At 71.7% G+C, this 19,650-nt stretch carries 18 protein-coding genes; 12 read left to right on the plus strand and 6 right to left on the minus strand.

The genetic code is table 11. From position 1 onward, the window contains the following. Positions 1-68: 68 nt before the first annotated feature. The gene (locus ACFVYF_RS06990; RefSeq protein WP_389451900.1) at positions 69-1,130 is read left to right on the plus strand and encodes a LuxR C-terminal-related transcriptional regulator; all 1,062 of its coding nucleotides are present in this window, start codon (positions 69-71) and stop codon (positions 1,128-1,130) included. Here the strand turns inward: ACFVYF_RS06990 and ACFVYF_RS06995 are convergent. After that, entirely contained in the window at positions 1,075-2,073 is a 999-nt protein-coding gene (locus tag ACFVYF_RS06995) for a helix-turn-helix transcriptional regulator (protein ID WP_389451903.1), read from the minus strand. The genes ACFVYF_RS06990 and ACFVYF_RS06995 overlap by 56 nt on opposite strands. 24 nt (positions 2,074-2,097) lie before the next feature. Next, positions 2,098-2,967, minus strand: coding sequence for a helix-turn-helix transcriptional regulator (locus tag ACFVYF_RS07000; RefSeq protein ID WP_389451906.1), 870 nt, complete (start codon positions 2,965-2,967; stop codon positions 2,098-2,100). 361 nt (positions 2,968-3,328) lie between these two features. Between ACFVYF_RS07000 and ACFVYF_RS07005 the strand changes: the two genes are divergently transcribed. Next, positions 3,329-3,454: a hypothetical protein gene (locus tag ACFVYF_RS07005; protein ID WP_389451909.1), complete on the plus strand. Its 126-nt coding sequence runs from the start codon at positions 3,329-3,331 to the stop codon at positions 3,452-3,454. Beyond that, entirely contained in the window at positions 3,451-3,786 is a 336-nt protein-coding gene (locus tag ACFVYF_RS07010) for a hypothetical protein (protein ID WP_389451912.1), read from the plus strand. The genes ACFVYF_RS07005 and ACFVYF_RS07010 overlap by 4 nt, the downstream gene beginning before the upstream one ends. Positions 3,787-3,992: 206 nt before the next feature. Here ACFVYF_RS07010 and ACFVYF_RS07015 read toward each other — a convergent pair whose 3' ends face one another. Beyond that, positions 3,993-4,406 carry a pyridoxamine 5'-phosphate oxidase family protein gene (locus ACFVYF_RS07015; RefSeq protein WP_389451915.1) on the minus strand — a complete coding sequence of 138 codons (414 nt, stop codon included), beginning with the start codon at positions 4,404-4,406 and terminating at the stop codon, positions 3,993-3,995. Positions 4,407-4,533: 127 nt separating this feature from the next. Here ACFVYF_RS07015 and clpB point away from each other — a divergent pair, with 127 nt between their 5' ends. Next, positions 4,534-7,131 carry an ATP-dependent chaperone ClpB gene (clpB, locus tag ACFVYF_RS07020; protein ID WP_389451917.1) on the plus strand — a complete coding sequence of 866 codons (2,598 nt, stop codon included), beginning with the start codon at positions 4,534-4,536 and terminating at the stop codon, positions 7,129-7,131. A 31-nt stretch (positions 7,132-7,162) separates the two neighbouring features. On the opposite strand, the gene ACFVYF_RS07025 is transcribed toward clpB, so the two are convergent. Further along, the gene (locus ACFVYF_RS07025; protein WP_389451919.1) at positions 7,163-7,324 is read right to left on the minus strand and encodes a hypothetical protein; all 162 of its coding nucleotides are present in this window, start codon (positions 7,322-7,324) and stop codon (positions 7,163-7,165) included. A gap of 125 nt (positions 7,325-7,449) precedes the next feature. On the opposite strand from ACFVYF_RS07025, the gene ACFVYF_RS07030 reads away from it, so the two are divergent. Next, the gene (locus ACFVYF_RS07030; RefSeq protein WP_389451922.1) at positions 7,450-7,980 is read left to right on the plus strand and encodes a YbjN domain-containing protein; all 531 of its coding nucleotides are present in this window, start codon (positions 7,450-7,452) and stop codon (positions 7,978-7,980) included. A gap of 15 nt (positions 7,981-7,995) precedes the next feature. Here the strand turns inward: ACFVYF_RS07030 and ACFVYF_RS07035 are convergent, their stop codons facing one another. Both ACFVYF_RS07035 and ACFVYF_RS07040 read right to left on the minus strand, forming a co-directional pair. After that, the gene (locus ACFVYF_RS07035) at positions 7,996-9,201 is read right to left on the minus strand and encodes a hypothetical protein (protein ID WP_389451925.1); all 1,206 of its coding nucleotides are present in this window, start codon (positions 9,199-9,201) and stop codon (positions 7,996-7,998) included. A 201-nt stretch (positions 9,202-9,402) separates the two neighbouring features. After that, on the minus strand, positions 9,403-10,599 hold the full coding sequence (locus ACFVYF_RS07040) for a pyridoxal phosphate-dependent aminotransferase (RefSeq protein WP_389451927.1): 1,197 nt from the start codon (positions 10,597-10,599) through the stop codon (positions 9,403-9,405). 827 nt (positions 10,600-11,426) lie between these two features. Here ACFVYF_RS07040 and ACFVYF_RS07045 point away from each other — a divergent pair. From ACFVYF_RS07045 to ACFVYF_RS07075, 7 genes are all read left to right on the plus strand, one after another. Next, on the plus strand, positions 11,427-11,957 hold the full coding sequence (locus tag ACFVYF_RS07045) for a DUF2617 family protein (RefSeq protein ID WP_389451930.1): 531 nt from the start codon (positions 11,427-11,429) through the stop codon (positions 11,955-11,957). A 143-nt stretch (positions 11,958-12,100) separates the two neighbouring features. Next, complete coding sequence (locus ACFVYF_RS07050; protein ID WP_389451932.1) at positions 12,101-13,777, plus strand: polyamine aminopropyltransferase; 1,677 nt, start codon at positions 12,101-12,103, stop codon at positions 13,775-13,777. A gap of 78 nt (positions 13,778-13,855) precedes the next feature. After that, the gene (locus tag ACFVYF_RS07055; RefSeq protein WP_389451935.1) at positions 13,856-14,899 is read left to right on the plus strand and encodes an SRPBCC domain-containing protein; all 1,044 of its coding nucleotides are present in this window, start codon (positions 13,856-13,858) and stop codon (positions 14,897-14,899) included. A 343-nt stretch (positions 14,900-15,242) separates the two neighbouring features. After that, positions 15,243-16,034 carry an aldose 1-epimerase gene (locus tag ACFVYF_RS07060; protein ID WP_389451938.1) on the plus strand — a complete coding sequence of 264 codons (792 nt, stop codon included), beginning with the start codon at positions 15,243-15,245 and terminating at the stop codon, positions 16,032-16,034. A 131-nt stretch (positions 16,035-16,165) separates the two neighbouring features. Beyond that, complete coding sequence (gene pyrE, locus ACFVYF_RS07065; RefSeq protein WP_389451941.1) at positions 16,166-16,714, plus strand: orotate phosphoribosyltransferase; 549 nt, start codon at positions 16,166-16,168, stop codon at positions 16,712-16,714. 132 nt (positions 16,715-16,846) lie between these two features. After that, positions 16,847-17,869 carry a class II fructose-bisphosphate aldolase gene (fbaA, locus tag ACFVYF_RS07070; RefSeq protein ID WP_389451944.1) on the plus strand — a complete coding sequence of 341 codons (1,023 nt, stop codon included), beginning with the start codon at positions 16,847-16,849 and terminating at the stop codon, positions 17,867-17,869. Between the two features lie 177 nt (positions 17,870-18,046). Further along, a complete protein-coding gene (locus ACFVYF_RS07075) occupies positions 18,047-19,567 on the plus strand; it encodes an MFS transporter (protein WP_389451947.1) in 1,521 nt (506 codons plus the stop codon). Positions 19,568-19,650: the final 83 nt, after the last annotated feature.

Consider the following 19,650-nt stretch of genomic DNA (forward strand, 5'->3'; position numbering starts at 1 on the left):
GCGGAAGACGCCGAGGCGTTGCATCGCGCAAGACGCTGGAGCCAGGAATTTGGAGCCAGGGGTGGGAGATGGCGGGGCACAGGACGGACACGCATCCGCACGGTGCTGACCGGCTGTGCGAGGGCGGCGACCGCGTGTATTCCCGTGCCGTGCGGCGCGGCCGCGTGCCGCGCTCGGACGCCGAAGCGGTGCCGTGCCTTCTGGAGCTGGCGCTGCTGCACCCCGACCCCGACGACATGGGCTGGCTGGTGCCGACCTCGCCGCAGGAGGTCATGACCCGACTGCTGCGGGGCGTGTACGAGGAGGTCAGCGCGAGCCAGTCGCGGATGGGCGCCGCCGTGTCCGCCTTCGAGTGGTACGCGGGTCTCGGCGGCCGCGTCCAGGCCCCGGCGGAGGGCGCCGCGATCCGTGTCCTCGACGGACTGCCGCGCATCCACGCCGCGATAGACGGAGCCACCGAGGCGTGCCGGACCGAGGTCCTGACGGTGCAGCCCGGCGGCATCCGCCGTGAGGACGAACTCTCCGAAGGCCTGCACCGGGCCCTGGAGATGCGCCGGCGCGGAGTCCGGATGCGCGACCTGTACACACACGTGGCGCGGCACGGCCAGGGCTTGCACACGTACATGGAACTCATGGGGGAAGCGGCCGAGGCCCGCACGCTCGACGAGGTCGTGGAGCGGCTGATCCTCTTCGACCGCAAGGTGGCGTTCATCCCGGCGAACGAGGACCGCACGGTCGCCCTGGAACTGCGCCACCCGGCCCTGGTGGACTACCTGGTCACGGTCTTCGAGCGGCTCTGGCGGCTGGGCATCCCGCTGGCCGCGCCGCTGCCCTCGACCGGCATCGAGGGCATCACGCACCGGGAACGGTCGATCGCCGCCCTGCTCGCGGAGGGCCACCAGGACGCCGTGGTCGCCGAGCGCCTCGGCATCAGCGTCCGCACCTGCCGCGCCCATATCGCCCGGCTGTCCGAGACCCTCGGTGCCGCCAGCCGTACGCAGCTGGGCGTCCGTATCGCTCAGGCCGGCCTCGACGGCCCGCCCGGCTCGACCGGCCCCACCGAGCTGAGCCAGGTCACCGCTCCCGCTCCCGCTCCCGCTCCCGCTCCAAGATCCCCGACTGGCCTATGAGGTAGCCGAGCTGGGCCCGGCTGTCGCTGCCGAGGGTGGCGGCGAGCTTCGCTATGTGGACGCGGGCCGTGCGGATGTTCATGCCGAGGCGGTCGGCGATCACGGCGTCGGTGTGGCCCTCCACGAGGAGGGCGGCAATGGCCCGCTGGCGGGCCGTGACGCCGTCCAGGACGGGCTGCTGGGCGGCTTCCGGGTACATGGGCGTGGCAAGCCGCCACAGGCGCTCGAAGGCGGCCACGAAGAAGTCGACCAGGGCGGGGTGGCGGACCTCCAGCGCGAGGGTGTGGTCCTTGTTCGCCGGGACGAAGGCCACGCTCCGGTCGACGACGATCATCCGGTCGGTGACCTCGTCGAGCGTGCGGGCCTCCACGTCGCCCTCCAGCCGCTCGTAGCGGGCAAGGACCGTGGGGGCGTGGCGGAGGGTGTGCTGGTAGAGGGTGCGGATCCGGCCGCCGCGGTCGAGCATGGCCTGGTCGCGGCCCATGGCCTCCAGGTGGATCTCGGGGTCCGTGCCGATGTGCGAGGTGCGCGGGTGGATGGCGAGCAGCTCCGTGTTCGCCCCTGCCACGGCCTCCCCGATGGTCCGGCCGATCCGTTCCTTGCCGCTGAGCACGGCGATCGCCGGGGTCTCCTCCGCCGCCGTGCTCCTGCCGTCGAGCCGCATGAGCGGTTCGAACACCGAGGCCAGGTGCTCCTCGCGCCGCCGTTCGTCCGCGATGCGGTCCTCGGCGGTGCGCAGCAGCCGGTGCAGGGCGACGGCGGGGGCCACGGGTTCCAGCCGGCTCATGTCCTCCACGGACGGCTGGAGCAGGCCGGAATCGACCAGGCAGGGGAGCGCGTCGGCCTCCCGCTGCGTGATGCGGCCCTCCCGCAGTGCGCGGGCGTACAGCTCCAGGCCCGCCTCGCACGGCTCCTCCGCGCGGTGCCCGTGCCGGGCGGTCATGTGTGGCTCACTTCCCCGCGCATTTCAGTGGCCCTGGTCCAGGATTCCCGACTGGGCGATCAGAAAGCCGAGCTGGGCCCGGCTTCCGCTGCCGAGCGCGGCGGCGAGTTTGGCGATGTGGGCGCGGCAGGTGCGGACGTTCATCCCGAGCCGGCGGGCGATGGCCTCGTCGACGTGGCCCTCGACGAGCAGTTTGGCTATGGAGCGCTGAACGCCGGTGATGCCGTCGGTGGGCGGCGCGTAGGGCGCCTCCTCGAGCAGCGGGACACCACGGGCCCAGAGCTGTTCGAAGACCTTGGCCAGGTACTCGACGAGACCGGCGTGGCGCAGTTCCAGGGCGACCTGTGTGTCGCTCTGCGCGGGGATGAAGGCCACGGTGCGGTCGAAGATCATGAGCCGTTCGATGAGCTCTTCGAGCGTACGTATCTCGACGCTGCCCTTCGTCATGAGTTCGGCGTACGCGAGTGTTCCCTGGCTGTGCCGTGCGGTGTGCTGATAGAGCGTGCGCATGGTGATGCCGCGGGCGATGACCGCCTGGCCCCGCTCCAGGGCCTCGGTGAGGGAGTGCTCGCTGCGGCCGCCGCCCGGCTGGACGGTGAGGATCTCCGAGCGGCATTCGGCCATCGCGAGCTCGATCGCCGAATTGATCCGGTTGATCCCTTCGAGCACGGTGATCGCATGCGTGGTCGCCGGATCCTGTGCGGTGATGACCATGAATGGCTCGAAGGAGTCGGTCAACTGCACCGCCAGGCTCCTACGGTCCTGAATCTCCCGTTCCAGGGGATGCAGGCGCTGTGCCAGTGCCGCCGCAGGGGGGACCGGTCGCAGCCAGTGTGCGTCGTCCGGATCGGGGTGCAGCAGGGCGAATTCCATCAGGCAAGGGGCTGGTTCCACCTCCTTGCGGGCGATGCGGCCGGAGCGCAGAGCGCTGGCGTACAGACGCTTTCCCTCGTCACACAGTTCAGTCTCGGCATGAGGATGTGTCCGATGTGAGTTGTTTGTAGGCAAAGCTCCACCCCCCAGGGTCCTGAACGTGCAGGAACATGATGCATCGACCCTGTGGTGTTTGCCTGACTGAATGAGCCATCGTCTTGGTGGACGGCGGGGGAGAGTATCCAAGGAAGTGAGGACGAAGCCGACTATGTGCAAGAGAATGGTTCGCTCGGTGCTCGCTGTCGCCTTCTCCGCAGGGGTGGTTTTCAGTGCCGCAAGTGCTCTGGACCTTTCCTGGAGCAGTGAGCCTGCCCATGCACAAGTGTCCAGCACGCCCGGCGCCGTGCCCGGCGATCTCTCCTGGAGCAGTGGCCGGACGGACACGTCCTGGCAAGTGCAGGGCGACCTGTCCTGGAGCATCGGCGCCCCCAGGGGCGTGGAGGCATGACCACTCCACCCGACGACCGCTCCTTCCGCCGCGAAATGGCCACCGCCTACCGCTCCGGCTGGCACTTCATCGACCTGGCCACCGCCATCCCCCACAGCGGTGACTCGTTGATGGTGACGGTGTTCGGAGAGCCGGTGGTCGTCACCCGGGACGACGACGAGGACGTACGGGCGTACCGGTGTCTGCGACGGCCTCGGGGGGCGCCGCAGCCGGTTCGGTGCGCCATAAGGTACGGAATGATCTTTGTGAACCTTGACCAGCGTGACCATCAGCTGGTCGAGCCGGAAGCCCCGGATGTACGGACCATCTCAGCCACCCCCCGCAGTGCCTGACGCGATTCCCCCGTCGTTGTAGATCGCGCAGGTACTTCCCCCCGCAGCGGCGTCACCGTGACCTGAACACGGTGACGCCGCTGTCGTTATGGGCGAAAGATCCAGATATCGACCGATGTCATGGTGGCCGGTCGTCCCGGGAAACGGGGCCGGAATCGATCGCTGCTCGTGCCCCGGACGTCAGCCGCTGTCACGAAGGCCGGAAATCACCCTCGCCCCATCGCCGAGGTCAGTTCGATCTCGATCACCACGCGCGCGGGACTGGGCGAGGGCACGCGCCCGTACCGCTCCGCGTACCGCCGCTCCGCCTCCGCGACCCGCTCCGGGTCCGTGACGACCGCCGCGAGGCCCTCCAGGGTCGCCCAGCGGCGCCGGTCGACCTGACAGACCGCGACCCGGGCGCCGGCGGACCCCGCGGCCTGGATGTGGGCCACCTTCGCGCTCGCCTTGTTGGCGATCACCCGAGCCAGACCCTCCTCCGGTGCGTAGGTCACCCCGACGGGCACCACGTGCGGGCTGCCGTCGGGGCGGAGGGTGCTCAGGGTGCACAGGTGGTGTTCACGCCAGAAGCTGAGATACGCGGCGTCGGGATCGCGCGGATCCACGGGGTATGCGGCCATGGCGGGAACTTAACCGCTTCTGCCCCCGCGGGCCTCCCGCTCAGCGCCTTGAGTGGAATAGACTCAACTTTGTGCAGGTTGACCGAGTCAGACTGACGACGGCTGACGCAAGGAGGAGACAGCGAACGTGGACGCCGAGCTGACCAACAGGAGCCGGGACGCGATCAACGCGGCAAGCAGCAGGGCCGTGTCCGAGGGCCACCCGGACCTCACCCCCGCCCACCTGCTGCTCGCGCTGCTGGCGGGCCAGGAGAACGAGAACATCACCGACCTGCTGGCCGCGGTCGACGCCGACCAGGCGGCCGTACGCGCGGGCACGGAGCGGGTACTGGCCGCGCTGCCCAGCGTGACCGGATCCACCGTGGCGCCCCCGCAGCCCAGCCGCGAGCTGCTCGCCGTCATCGCCGACGCCACCGAGCGCGCGAAGGAGCTCGGCGACGAGTACCTCTCCACCGAGCACCTGCTCATGGGCATCGCCGCGAAGGGCGGTCAGGCCGGGGACGTACTCTCCTCGCAGGGCGCCAGTGCGAAGAAGCTTCTTGAGGCGTTCCAGAAGACCAGGGGAGGGCGCCGGGTGACGACCCCGGATCCCGAGGGCCAGTACAAGGCGCTCGAAAAGTTCGGTACGGATTTCACCGACGCCGCCCGGGAGGGCAAGCTCGATCCCGTCATCGGCCGGGACCAGGAGATCCGCCGGGTCGTGCAGGTGCTCAGCCGCCGCACCAAGAACAACCCCGTCCTCATCGGTGAGCCCGGAGTCGGCAAGACCGCCGTCGTCGAAGGCCTCGCCCAGCGGATCGTCAAGGGCGATGTGCCCGAGTCCCTGAAGAACAAGCGGCTGGTCGCGCTCGACCTCGGTGCGATGGTCGCCGGCGCGAAGTACCGCGGCGAGTTCGAGGAGCGGCTGAAGACCGTCCTCGCCGAGATCAAGGACTCCGACGGGCAGATCATCACGTTCATCGACGAGCTGCACACGGTCGTCGGCGCGGGCGCCGGCGGCGACTCCGCCATGGACGCCGGCAACATGCTGAAGCCGATGCTCGCGCGCGGTGAGCTGCGCATGGTGGGTGCCACCACCCTCGACGAGTACCGCGAGCGGATCGAGAAGGACCCCGCCCTGGAGCGCCGCTTCCAGCAGGTGCTGGTCGCCGAGCCCTCCGTCGAGGACACCATCGCGATCCTGCGCGGACTCAAGGGGCGCTACGAGGCCCACCACAAGGTGGTGATCGCGGACAACGCCCTGGTGGCCGCCGCGACCCTCTCCGACCGGTACATCACCTCCCGCTTCCTGCCCGACAAGGCCATCGACCTCGTCGACGAGGCCGCGTCCCGGCTGCGTATGGAGATCGACTCGTCCCCCGTCGAGATCGACGAACTCCAGCGGGCCGTCGACCGGTTGAAGATGGAGGAGCTGGCGATCGGCAAGGAGACCGACCCGGCCAGCAGGGAGCGGCTGGAGAAGCTGCGCCGCGACCTCGCCGACCGGGAGGAGGAGCTGCGCGGCCTCACCGCCCGCTGGGAGAAGGAGAAGCAGTCCCTCAACCGGGTCGGTGAGCTGAAGGAGAAGCTCGACGAGCTGCGCGGCCAGGCCGAACGCGCCCAGCGCGACGGCGACTTCGACACCGCCTCCAAGCTGCTGTACGGCGAGATCCCCACCCTGGAGCGGGACTTGGAGGAGGCCTCCGCCGCCGAGGAGGAGGTCGCCGAGGACACCATGGTCAAGGAGGAGGTCGGGCCCGACGACATCGCCGATGTGGTCGGCTCCTGGACGGGTATCCCGGCCGGCCGGCTCCTGGAGGGCGAGACGCAGAAACTGCTGCGCATGGAGGAGGAGCTGGGCCGCCGGCTCATCGGCCAGAGCGAGGCCGTGCAGGCGGTCTCCGATGCCGTACGGCGCACCCGGGCCGGTATCGCCGACCCGGACCGGCCCACCGGTTCCTTCCTCTTCCTCGGCCCCACCGGCGTCGGCAAGACCGAACTGGCCAAGGCGCTGGCGGACTTCCTCTTCGACGACGAGCGGGCCATGGTCCGCATCGACATGAGCGAGTACGGCGAGAAGCACAGCGTCGCCCGGCTGGTGGGCGCCCCGCCCGGCTATGTCGGGTACGAGGAGGGCGGCCAGCTGACGGAGGCCGTGCGCCGGCGGCCGTACAGCGTCGTGCTGCTCGACGAGGTGGAGAAGGCGCACCCGGAGGTCTTCGACATCCTGCTCCAGGTGCTGGACGACGGGCGGCTGACGGATGGTCAGGGCCGGACGGTCGACTTCCGCAACACCATCCTGGTGCTCACCTCCAACCTGGGCAGCCAGTACCTGGTCGAGCCGCTGACCAGCGAGCAGGAGAAGAAGGAACAGGTGCTGGAGGTCGTACGGGCCTCCTTCAAGCCGGAGTTCCTGAACCGGCTCGACGACCTGGTGGTCTTCTCCGCGCTGAACAAGACGGAGCTGGAGCGCATCGCCAGGCTCCAGATCGACCGGCTCGCCAAGCGGCTCGCCGACCGCCGGCTCACCCTGGAGGTCTCCGACGCGGCCCTGGCCTGGCTCGCCGACGAGGGCAACGACCCGGCCTACGGCGCCCGGCCGCTGCGCCGCCTCATCCAGACGGCGATCGGCGACCGGCTCGCGAAGGAGATCCTGGCGGGCGAGGTCAAGGACGGCGACACGGTCCGCGTCGACGCCTTCGGCGACGGCCTGATCGTGGGCCCGGCCACCGGCAAGACGCTGTAAGCGGTGTGCGGCCCCCTCGTCCCGCCCGGGTTCACCCGGTTCTGGGGGCGAGGGGGCCGAGGTTCTGCAGCTGGTTGAGCGGCGAGTCGTCCAGGATCAGCAGGATCACCGCCACCACGAACCAGACGGCGATCACCAGGCACACCAGCCAGAGCCCCCACAGGAGCCACCGCGTTCCCCTTCGCAAGCGCATGACCCGATCATGTCAGCCCTGCCGACCGGATCGGATCAGCCCCTGGCGGACAGGTCCGCCAGGGGTTGCCACCCCCCGCCCCGGATGGGGGAGGATGGCAGGATCCGTACGAAGGGAAATACACGGTGAGCATCGACCCGTCCTCGATTCCGAATTTCGGGGGCCAGCCCGAGCCGCAGCCCGGCGGACCGGCGGGCCCCGTCGTCCCGGATCAGGACCTCGTGAAGCAGCTCCTCGACCAGATGGAGCTCAAGCACCTCGTCGACGAAGAGGGAGACCTCGTCGCGCCGTGGGAGCAGTTCCGTACGTACTTCATGTTCCGCGGCGAGGGTGACCAGCAGGTCTTCTCCGTCCGGACGTTCTACGACCGGCCGCACCAGATCGACGAGAAGCCCGCGCTGCTGGAGTCCATCGACGACTGGAACCGTCGCACGCTGTGGCCGAAGGTCTACAGCCACACGCACGACGACGGCACCGTCCGCCTCATCGGCGAGGCGCAGATGCTGATCGGCACCGGCGTCAGCCTGGAGCACTTCGTGTCGTCGACGGTCAGCTGGGTGCGGGCCGCCATCGAGTTCGACAAGTGGCTCGTCGAGCAGCTCGGCCTGGAGCAGGAAGTCAACGAGGCGGAGAAGCCCGAGGACGACGAGGAGTAGTCCTCCGGCCACAGCTCACAGGGGCGTATGGGCGATGACCACCAGATACGCCCCGTAGGCGAACGAGAGCCCGGCCAGGGCGCCGACCACCAGGGTCGCGTGCCAGGGCCGGGCTCTGGCCGTTCGCACCAGCGCGCCCGCCAGCGGCAGCAGCATCGGGAACGCGGGCAGCAGGAAGCGCGGCTTGCACTCGAAGAAGCCGGAGCCGCCGAGCGCGATCAGCAGCAGGACGCCGCTGTACACCACGAGGGGCAGCGGGGCGCGGTCCGCGACGAGCAGCGCGAACAGCAGGATGCCCGCGGCCACGAGCACCATCGTCATGGGGAAGACGAAACGGCTGCCGTGCATGATCACGTGCTGGATGAAGCGCAGGGAGCCGTGGCCGAAGTCGAAGCGGGAGCCCCACAGCCGCTGCACGGTGAAGTAGCCGCCGAGCGGATCGCCCTCGCGGTGGCCGACCCACAGGACGTAGCCGCCCCAGCCGAGCGGCGCGAGCGCGGCGCCCGTCCACAGCCTGTGGGAAACTCCCCGGCCGCGCGCCTTCCCGACCTCGTACGCGGCGGCCGCCATGACCGCGGCCGCGACGGCGAACCCGTTCGGCCGGGCCAGCCCCGCGAGCGCGGCGAGCGCCCCCGCCCAGATCCACCGTCCGGTCAGCACCGCGTACAGCGACCAGGCGGCGAGGGCCGTGAGCACCGGTTCCGTGTACGCCATCGACAGCACGACCGAGTGCGGGAGCAGGCCCCAGAGCAGCACGAGGGCGGTGGCGACCGCGCGGCCGTGCAGCCGGGCTCCGATCAGATAGATCCCGTACGCGGCGATCGCGGCCGCGGTCCAGGAGACCAGCAGGCCCGCCGCACCGCCGCTGAGCGGGGTCAGGGTGGTGACGACCCGGATGAGCGCCGGGTAGAGCGGGAAGAAGGCCAGGTCGCTGTGGACGACGGTCGGCCGGAAGTGCAGGGTCCGCCCGTAGCCGTGCGCCGCGATGCCCAGGTACCACATCGAGTCCCAGGACCGGCCGAGCAGGGCGAGGGGGTGCTTGCCCTGCGCCCAGGCGGTCACGGCGAGCGCCAGGACGCCGGTGAGGCGGGCGGCGGCGAACAGTCCGAGTGCGGTGGCCGCCGTCGTGGGCAGACGCCGCGCGGCGGGGGCCGGGCGGCCGTGGCCCCCGGCACCGGGGGCCACGGTGGCGGGGGCGGGAATGGTACTCGCGTGGGTCACACGGGAACTGTGCGTCCCTTACGAGCTGTTTGCGAGCTTTACGCGGCCGTGCGGGTGTGGATTGCACCGGTCCGGCGCGCCGTCCGCGACCCGGGCGGGCGTGGTGCTAAAAGCCGTCCGCGACCCGGCGGGCGGGGTGTTAAAAGCCGTCCGCGACCCGGGCGGGCGTGGTGCCAAAAGCCGCCGTCCCGCCCCCGGGAGTCACTCCTGGAAGGCCGCCTTCAGCCGCTTCGCGGCCTCTTCCAGGACCCCCGTCTGCTTGCAGAACGCGAACCGCACGAAGGGGGCGCCGGCCTCCCGGTGGTCGTAGAAGACCGCGTTCGGGATGGCGACCACCCCGGCCCGCTCGGGCAGCGCGCGGCAGAAGGCGAAACCGTCCGACTCGCCGAGCGGCCGGATGTCGGTGGTGATGAAGTACGTGCCCGCGGGCCGGAAGACCTCGAAGCCCGCCTCCGTGAGCCCGGTGGCCAGCAGGTCGCGCTTGGCCCGCATGTCCGCCCGGAAGGCCTCGAAGTACGCGTCCGGCAGTGCGAGCGCCTCGGCGACGGCGTACTGGAACGGCCCCGACGACACATAGGTCAGGAACTGCTTCGCCGACCGTACGGCGGCGACCAGATCGGGCGCGGCCGTCACCCAGCCGACCTTCCAGCCAGTGAAAGAGAACGTCTTGCCGGCGCTCCCGATGCTGACCGTGCGCCCGCGCATACCCGGGAACGACGCCAGCGGCAGGTGCTCGGCGTCGTCGAAGACGAGGTGCTCGTACACCTCGTCGGTGATCACCAGCAGATCCCGCTCGACGGCGAGCTTCGCGATCTCGAAGAGCTCCGCGCGGGTCAGCACGGTGCCGGTCGGGTTGTGCGGGGTGTTGATCAGCAGCAGCCGGGTGTTGTCGGTGACCGCGTCCCGCAGTTCGTCGAGGTCGAGCCGGAACGCTCCCTCGTGCGGGCGCAGCGTCACGGGCACGCGCGTCCCGCCCGCCATCGCGATGCACGCCGCGTACGAGTCGTAGTACGGCTCCAGCGCGATCACCTCGTCGCCCGGCTCCAGCAGCGCCAGCAGGGCCGCGGCGATCGCCTCGGTCGCCCCCGCCGTGACGAGGACCTCGGTGTCGGGGTGGTACGACAGGCCGTAGCGCCGCTCCTGGTGGGCGGCGATCGCCGTACGCAGCTCGGGCACGCCGGGACCCGGTGGGTACTGGTTCCCCCGCCCGTCCCTGAGCGCCCGCACCGCGGCCTCGCGGATCTCCTCGGGACCGTCGGTGTCGGGGAAACCCTGGCCGAGGTTGATCGATCCGGTGCTGAGGGCGAGGGCCGACATCTCCGCGAAGATCGTCGTGCCGAACTCGGCGAGCCGGCGGTTGAGGAAGGGGCGGCGTGCGCTGGAGGTCATGGCCGCCATCCTGCGCCGAAGCTCTGGAGTTCCTCAACTCTGCTTTGGCGGGTGAGACGCGAGGGCATCCCCCTCCCACGCGAGGGCCCACGGGGGGCCGCTTCGGGGGAAGTGAAAGGAGGGTGGCGCCATGATCGTGGGCATCATCCTGGCGATTGTCTTCATCGTCGTGGTCGCGGTCGTCGCGGCCGCGAGCCGCAGCGACAAGAAGGCCGCGTTGCGGTCGCGGGGCGGGGTCGCGCGCTCGCGCCGCTCGGGAAGCGACAGCAGCAGCTGGTGGGCCGGCGGAGGCGGGGCGGTCGCGTCCTGCGGGAGCTCGTCCTCCGGCGGTCACTCCGGTCACTCGTGCGGGGGAGGTTCCTCATGCGGCGGCGGCTCGTCCTGCGGAGGCGGGTCGTCGTGCGGTGGTGGGGGCGGATGCGGGGGAGGCAGCTGACACGGGGCAGCTGAGCTCCCCGCAGGGGGAAGCGCATCCGCACCACGCCGAAGTGCCCGCCGGGAGGCTTCTCCCGGCGGGCACTTCTCCGTTCCCGGCCGTCACTTCCGTGTCTCCCGTCGCCGGCTTCCGGCGGCCGCTTACGCACTCCGGGCGTACGCCGTGGTTGAACAGTTGAGCTGTGGAGCCCTCGGGGGGATGGAAACCCTACGAAGTTGGGTAAAAACGCTGTGGTGGCACCACAGTTCATGATTCCCTCTAAATCAGCCAACGCAGCCCTCGGATCGTCCTCCCGATCGGGCTGAACCGCGCTGAACCGGGCGGACCGGGCCGATCCCCCGGTCCCGACCGGGTGCGCCGGACCCCCACACCTCCCTTTGCGTGCTAGCGGAGCCGACCCATGCTCACGACCCTGAAAACCTCGTACACCGACACGCGCGCGGCCGACCTCGCCTGGACCCTGGGGCGCGAGCCGCTGCCCGCGCTCGCCATCCTCGACCTCGAACTCTCGGGCGCGAAACTGCAGTTGAGACTGCTCGGCGCGTCCCACCAAGTGCTCCTGGAGGAGGAGCAGGGCAGCTGTTCGGAGACCGTCGCGTGCATCCCCGGCAGCAGTACGCCCCTGCCGCTCGGTGTCGCGAAGCGGGTCGGCGACTGGGAATACGAGTTCGCGGCCCGTGTCGAGACGCTCTCCCACGGCTCCTTCGCGGGCCGCGCCCAGGAGTTGCTCGCCCTGGTGGCCGACCATCCGAACGGTCTCGCGGGCGTCTTCCCCGGCAGTCCGCACGCCTTCACCGCGATGCTCGCCCAGCGCCACGAGGGCCAGGTCCACTGGCGCACCTGGCACGCCTACCCCCAGGACGGCCAACTCGTCGCCACCCGAACGAGGGTGGGTGTACGAGTGGGGTCCCTCACCCCGTCCGGCGTGTGAGGGCGGGGCCGTTCGGGCCGGCAGGGGGTGCGGGGGCGCGTTCCCCGGGAGTGGCCGGACCTCCGCCGGGGTGGCGCAGGGGCGGCCAGTTCCACACGTGTGGGTGACGAGGCGTACTCCCCGCGTGACGTAGCGTTCGCAGCGTGATCGAACCGCACGCCCCTTCCCGCACACGCGGCTTCGCGCGCACCGGGGCACCCGCACCGCCCGCCGCGCCGCAGCCGACGGGTGAGCAGGGGCAGGCGCGGCTTCCCGTCCGGCCCGGCATCGCACGCTTCCTCGTCCTCACCGGCGTCTTCGTCTGCGCGGCCTGCGGACTGGTGTACGAACTCGAACTCGTCGCGCTGGCCTCCTACTTGATCGGCGACTCGGTCACCCAGGCCTCCGTCGTGCTCTCCGTGATGGTCTTCGCGATGGGCATCGGCTCCCTCGCGGCGAAGCGGCTGCGCTGCCGTGCCGCGGCCGGGTTCGGCGCCGTCGAGGCGGCGCTCGCACTGGTCGGCGGATGCAGCGCGATGGCGCTGTACGCGATGTTCGCCTGGACCGGCGCCTGGGGCGGCGCGTGGGCGGGCGGCTCGCGCTGTCTGCTGGTCGCCTTCTCCCTGGCGATCGGCCTCCTGATCGGCGCCGAGGTCCCCCTCCTGATGGAACTGATCCAGCGCATCCGGCGCCAGGACGCGGGCGGCGCGGTCGCGGACCTCTTCGCCGCGGACTACGTGGGCGCGCTGGTCGGCGGCCTCGCCTTCCCGTTCCTGCTGCTGCCCCTGCTCGGACAGCTGACCGGCACGCTGCTCACCGGGACGGTCAACGTGATCGCCGGCGGCTCCCTCGTCCTCGGCCTGTTCCGGCGGGACCTGACCCGCCGGACCTGCTGGCTGCTGCTGGTCGCCAACGTCGTCGTCCTCGGACTGCTCGCCGCCGCCGCCGTACTCGTCGACGACTTCGAACGGGCCGCCCGCCACGCCGTGTACGGCGCGGATGTGCGCGTCGCCCAGCAGACCGACGTCCAGGAGGTCGTCCTCACCGGCGGTACCCACGGCCGGCCCCTCCACCTCTTCCTCGACGGGCGGCTCCGCGTCAGCGGCCGCGACGAGCACCTCTACCACGAGGCCCTCGTCCACCCCGCGATGAACGGGCCGCGCGCCCGGGTCCTCGTCCTCGGCGGGGGCGACGGGCTCGCGGCGCGCGAGGCGCTGCGGTATCCGGGGGTCCGCCGGGTCGACGTGGTCGAACTCGACGCGGACGTCGTGCGGCTGGCGCGCGAGGACCCCGCCCTGTCCGCGCTGAACGGACACGCCTACGACGATCCGCGGGTGCGCGTGACGACGGCCGACGCCTTCGACTGGCTGCGCCGCACCCGGACGACGTACGACGTGGTGATCTCGGATCTGCCGGACCCGGGCATCACCGCGAGCACCAAGCTCTACTCCCAGGAGTTCTACGGCCTCGCCCGCCGCGCCCTGGCCCCCGGGGGACGGCTCGCGGTGCACGCGGGGCCGGTCTCCTCCCGGCCCCGGAGCTTCTGGACCGTCGACGCGACCGTGCGCGCCGCCGGGCTGCGCACGGCGCCCTATCGCGTGGGCGGGCGCGACTCCGGTTTCGCGGCCGGCCCCGACCGCACCACCGGCGCCTCCCGCGCCCCGCGCGACTGGGGCTTCGTACTCGCCGCAAGGAGCCGCCCGGCGCTGCTCCCGGACCCGGGTGAGCGGCCGCGCGGCCTCACCCGGGCCGCGCTGACCGCCGACGCCCACGCGGCGGCCGCGACCCGCGTCACGGGACTGCCGCCCTCCACGCTGGTGCATCCCCGGTACGCCGACTGAGTCCCTGTGGGCGCCGATCCCGCGGAATCCCGCGATACGAGGGTGCACTTCCGGCCGTGCTGGGTAGGCTCGGTCGACATGGAGCATGAGGTGTTCGTTCCGGTTGTGGCCGAGCGGCTGAGGGAGGCGCTGGCCGACCCCGCGCGGGTCGCCCGGGCGATTCCCGGACTCCACCAGGACGCGGGGACGGCGCCCGTCTCCGGGCGGCTGAAGGTGCGCGTCGGGAGCCACAGCATCACCTACCGCGGCGCCCTCAGGGTCGTCGGCCGGGACGACGGGTCGTACACCGTCGAGGGCGACGCGGCCGAGTCCCGCGGCAGCGGTTCCGTCAAACTCGCGCTCACCGTGCGACTGGTCCCCGCGGACGGCGGCACGACCGTCGTCTTCGGCGGGGGCGCCACCGCTGACGGGCGGGTCGAGGAGCTGCCGGCGGACGCGGTGGCCTCGGCGGCGACCCGGCTGCTGGACCGTTTCGCGGAGAACCTGGGGGCGGGAGCCTTGGACGGGGACTCGGAAACGGGGTCGGAAACGGGGTCGGCAGCCTCGGCGCCGACCGTCTCCGCCGACGGTGATCTCGTACCGCCTCCCGCCGCTGTGCCGGACCACGGGGCCCCCGCCGACGACGCCTCGGCGGCCGTGCCCACACCGTCCGCCCCGGCGGAGGACGAAGACCTGCCTCCCGCGTCGGCGGAGGGCGAAGACCTGACTCCCGCGCCCGAGGGCGACGTCGAGCCGCCCAGCCCCTCCGTCTTCGAGGCCGAGGTCCCGCCGCCCTCCCTCGACCCCCTGGCGGACGACGAACTCGAAGGCGGCGAACTCGAAGGCGACGAACTCGAAGGCGACGAACTCGACGGGGACGAGATCGTGGCCGAGGACCTGGGTGTGACCGAGGGACTGGGCGTCGAGGACGAGCCGCCCGCGGAGGCGGCCCACGCGCGCCGGACGATGATCGGCCGCAGTGCGGAGGAGGTCGACCACGCGCCGCCGCGTGGCCGGTACGCGCCCGTGCCCGCGCCGGAGACCGGCTCGGGCCGTGTCGCCCTCCGCTGGGCCGCGCCGGCCGCGGCCCTCGCCGTGGCCTCCGCCATCGTCGTGAGCCGGGCCCTGCGCAAGCGCCGTTGAACGGCGCCGCTCGGGTGCGTTCCGGTGCGCCGGGCTGAAAGCCCCGGTGTTGTCGCGCTGTTGGCGGTGGTCTGCGTGAACCGGGCGGCCTGCGTGGCGGGTTGAGGCGCCGTTGCCGGTGGTCTGCGTGAACCGGATGGCGGGCGTGCCGTGTTGAGGCTTCGGTCCGGGGGCGGCACGCGTGCTTGGTTGCGGCGTCGGTCCGGGGGCGGCGTGGCGTGTGTGCCTGGTTGAGGTGTCGGTCCGGGGGCGGCGCGTGTGCCTGGTTGCGGCGTCGGTCCGGATGCGACGCCGTGTTGTACGGGCGTCCGGTGGGCCGGGCCGGGCCAGTAGGGTCGGGCCCGTGAGTTACGAAGACATCACGCTGACCGCGGGTGACGCGGAGGTGACCGTCCAGCCGGGCAACGGCGGACGGGTGGGCGGCCTGCGGGTGGGCGGCGTCGAACTGCTGCGGCAGGGCGCGAAGTTCGGGTGCTTCCCGATGGTGCCGTGGTGCGGACGGATCCGCGACGGACAGTTCCGGGACGGCGGCGTCGTCCGCCAGATGCCGCTCAACGCCCCGCCGAACGCCATCCACGGCACCGCCCGCAACGGCCCCTGGCGCACCGCGCGCACCGATGCCACCGAGGCCGTCATCACGTACGACCTCGTCGAACCCTGGCCGCACCCCGGCCGCGTCACCCAGATCGCCGCCCTGACCGAGGACAGCCTCACGCTCACCATGGCCGTCGAGGCGCACGACTCGTCGTTCCCCGCGCAGATCGGCTGGCACCCCTGGTTCCACCGGAACCTCGGGACGGGTGACGACGTCCGCGTGGACTTCGCGCCCGGCTGGCAGGAGGAGCGCGGCGAGGACCACCTGCCCACCGGACGGCGCGTCGAGCCGAAGCCCGGCCCGTGGGACGACTGCTTCGGGATGCCCGACGGCGTCGACGTCACACTGACCTGGCCCGGACAGCTGGAACTCAAGGTCACCAGCCGCGAGGAATGGGTCGTCGTGTACGACGAGCAGGAGGCCGCCGTCTGCGTGGAGCCGCAGACCGGGCCGCCCAACGGGCTCAACACCCTGCCCCGGCTGGTCACGCCCATCGAGCCCCTCGAAGCGGCCATGACGTGGACCTGGCGTCGTCTGTGACGCGGCGGCGGGCGCCCCGGGGCGGATGACTCCGGGTGCGGTGGCCCCTGCGGCCCTGCGGGTGGCCCGCCTCGGGGCCGCCCGGCAACCGGGGGAGGACCCCGGCCGGCGGCGCCTCTAAGCTGGCTCGCATGAGTGACGTACGTGGCGCGCTGCTGCAGCAGATCAAGGACAAGGCCGTGGTGCACGGCAAGGTGACCCTCTCCTCGGGTCTTGAGGCCGACTACTACGTGGACCTGCGCCGCATCACCCTCGACGGCGAGGCCGCTCCGCTGGTCGGTCAGGTGCTGCTCGACCTCACCGCCGACCTCGACTTCGAGGCGGTGGGCGGGCTCACCATGGGTGCCGACCCGGTGGCCGGCGCGATGCTGCACGCCGCCGCCGCGCGCGGACAGCGGCTCGACGCCTTCGTCGTGCGCAAGGCCGCCAAGGCGCACGGGCTGCAGCGCCGGGTCGAGGGTCCGGAGATCCGGGGCCGCCGCGTCCTCGTCGTCGAGGACACCTCGACCACTGGAGGCTCCCCGCTCGCCGCCGTCGAGGCCGTGCGCGAGGCGGGCGCCGAGGTCGTCGGCGTCGCGACCATCGTCGACCGGGCGACGGGCGCCGCCGAGAAGATCCAGGAAGGCGCCGGAGTCCCGTACCTCTTCGCCTTCTCCAAGGACGAGCTCGGCCTCGACTGAGAGTTGTCCACAGGGCGGACGCGGTGGGCGGAGCACCGGGTCAAGTCTGGAAAGATGGGGACGACGATGATGTCGCCCCCCTAGGTCAGGGCCGTAAGCAGAACGCCACCCGCACATACAAGGAGCGGACAGATGCCCATCGCAACCCCCGAGGTCTACAACGAGATGCTCGACCGGGCGAAGGCAGGCAAGTTCGCCTACCCGGCCATCAACGTGACCTCGACCCAGACCCTGCACGCTGCGCTGCGCGGCTTCGCGGAGGCCGAGAGCGACGGCATCATCCAGATCTCCACCGGCGGAGCCGAGTTCCTCGGCGGTCAGTACAGCAAGGACATGGTCACCGGCGCCGTCGCCCTGGCCGAGTTCGCGCACATCGTCGCCGAGAAGTACCCGGTGACGGTCGCCCTGCACACCGACCACTGTCCCAAGGACAAGCTCGACGGGTACGTGCGTCCGCTGATCGCGGTCTCCGAGGAGCGCGTCAAGGCCGGCCGGAACCCGCTCTTCCAGTCGCACATGTGGGACGGCTCGGCCGAGACCCTCGCCGACAACCTCGCCATCGCCCAGGAGCTCCTGGAGAAGGCCCGCGCCGCGAAGATCATCCTCGAGGTGGAGATCACCCCCACCGGCGGCGAGGAGGACGGCGTCTCGCACGAGATCAACGACTCCCTGTACACGACGGTCGACGACGCGATCCGCACCGCCGAGGCCCTCGGCCTGGGCGAGAAGGGCCGCTACCTGCTCGCCGCCTCCTTCGGCAACGTGCACGGTGTCTACAAGCCGGGCAACGTCGTCCTGCGCCCCGACCTCCTGCAGCAGCTGAGCGAAGGCGTCGCCGCCAAGTTCGGCAAGCAGTCCCCGTTCGACTTCGTCTTCCACGGCGGCTCCGGCTCCACGGCCGAGGAGATCGCCACCGCGCTGGAGAACGGCGTCGTGAAGATGAACCTCGACACCGACACCCAGTACGCCTTCACGCGCCCCGTCGCGGACCACATGTTCCGCAACTACGACGGTGTCCTGAAGGTCGACGGCGAGGTCGGCAACAAGAAGACGTACGACCCGCGCACCTGGGGCAAGCTCGCCGAGACCTCCATGGCCCAGCGGGTCACCGAGGCCTGCGCGAACCTCCGGTCCACCGGCACGAAGATCAAGTAACACCTGCGGTTCCGACGGAGGGCCCGGCACCTGGGGGTGCCGGGTTCTTCTGTGTTCGGGGGGCGTGCGGGGGCGGCCGCTTTCGGGCTGGGATGCGGGCTGGGGTGCGGGGCGGGTGACAGGAGCTTCCACCGGGCAGGCCTGGCCGAGGGGCCGCGGGCGAGGGATGATCCCAGCATGGCTGCCCCTCCGCAGGAGACCCCGGCCGTCAGGATCGCCACCCCGCAGGGGAAGTGGATCCTGCTGACCACGGTGCTGGGCTCCAGCATGGCCCTGCTGGACTCGACCGTCGTCAACGTCGCCCTTCCCCGCATCGGCCGCGATCTGGACGCCGACCTCGAGGCCCTCCAGTGGACCGTCAACGCGTACATGCTCACGCTCGCGGGGCTGATTCTCCTCGGCGGTGCCCTGGGCGACCGCTTCGGGCGCCGGAAGATCTTCGTCATCGGTGTGCTGTGGTTCGCGGCCGCCTCGCTGCTCTGCGGCATCGCGCCGGGCGCCGGTGTGCTCGTCGCCGCCCGGGCCCTGCAGGGTGTCGGCGGTGCCCTGCTCACCCCCGGCGCGCTCGCCCTCATCCAGGCGTCCTTCCATCCCGACGACCGGGCCCGGGCGGTCGGGCTCTGGTCCGCCTTCGGCGGGATCGGCGCGGCCGTCGGGCCGTTCCTGGGCGGCTGGCTCGTGGACGGGCCGGGCTGGCGGTGGGTCTTCCTGCTGAACGTCCCCCTCGCGCTGCTCTGTGCCCCGATCGCCGTGCGTCACGTTCCCGAGTCGGCCGGGGGCGCGTCGCGCTCCGGCGCGGTGGACGGCGGGGGAGGCCGGGGTCACCGGCGTTTCGACGTCCTCGGTGCGGCTCTCGGGGCTCTCTCGCTCGCCCTGGTGACGTACGCGCTGATCGAGGCCCGTAACGGCTCTCTCGTCGTCGCCGTGACCGCGGTCGCGGGGCTCGCGGCCGGGGTCGCCTTCGTGTACGTGGAGAAGCGGCGGGCCGATCCGATGATGCCGCTGGACATCTTCGCGTCGCGCCAGTTCACGGCGGTCAACCTGGTCACCCTGTGCGTCTACGCGGCCTTCAGCGGCTTCTTCTTCCTGACCGCGCTCCAGCTGCAGGTCGTGGCCGGTTACTCGGCTCTGGGCGCCGGTACGGCCATGCTGCCCACGACCGTGCTGATGCTGCTGTTCTCCGCCCGCTCGGGGGATCTCGCCCAGCGCATCGGGCCGCGCATTCCGCTCACGGTCGGGCCGCTGCTGTGCGCCGGCGGGATGCTGCTGATGCTGCGTGTCGGGCCCGACGCCGCGTACGTGTCCGACGTGCTGCCCGCCCTGCTGGTCATGGGCGCGGGCATGGTCACGCTGGTCGCTCCGCTGACGGCCACGGTGCTGGCGTCCGTGGACATCGGGCGGGCGGGGCTCGCCAGTGGGATCAACAACGCGGCGGCCCGGGCGGCGGGGCTGGTGGCGGTGGCCGCGTTGCCGTTGCTGGCCGGGATGGGGCCGGAGGCGTATCGGTCGGCGGCGCAGTTCGATGACGCGTTTCGGCGGGGGATGCCGTGGTGTGCGGGGGTGCTGGTGCTCGGGTCGGTGGTCGCCTTCGCCACCGTGCGCCGGCCGCCGCCGGACTGCCGGCGCCCCGAGTGCCGCACCCACGGCTGGGTGACGGCCCCGCCCCTGGAATCGACCCGGGGCCGGTCCCTGACGTGACGCTGCCTTGTGCGGGGCCGCCCGGGGGGCAGCACCAGCGCCGGGGGGCCACGCAGGAAGGGACACGGGGCCCACCCAGGTGC

This window comes from Streptomyces sp. NPDC058274 (assembly GCF_042881375.1).
GTDB lineage: Bacteria > Actinomycetota > Actinomycetes > Streptomycetales > Streptomycetaceae > Streptomyces.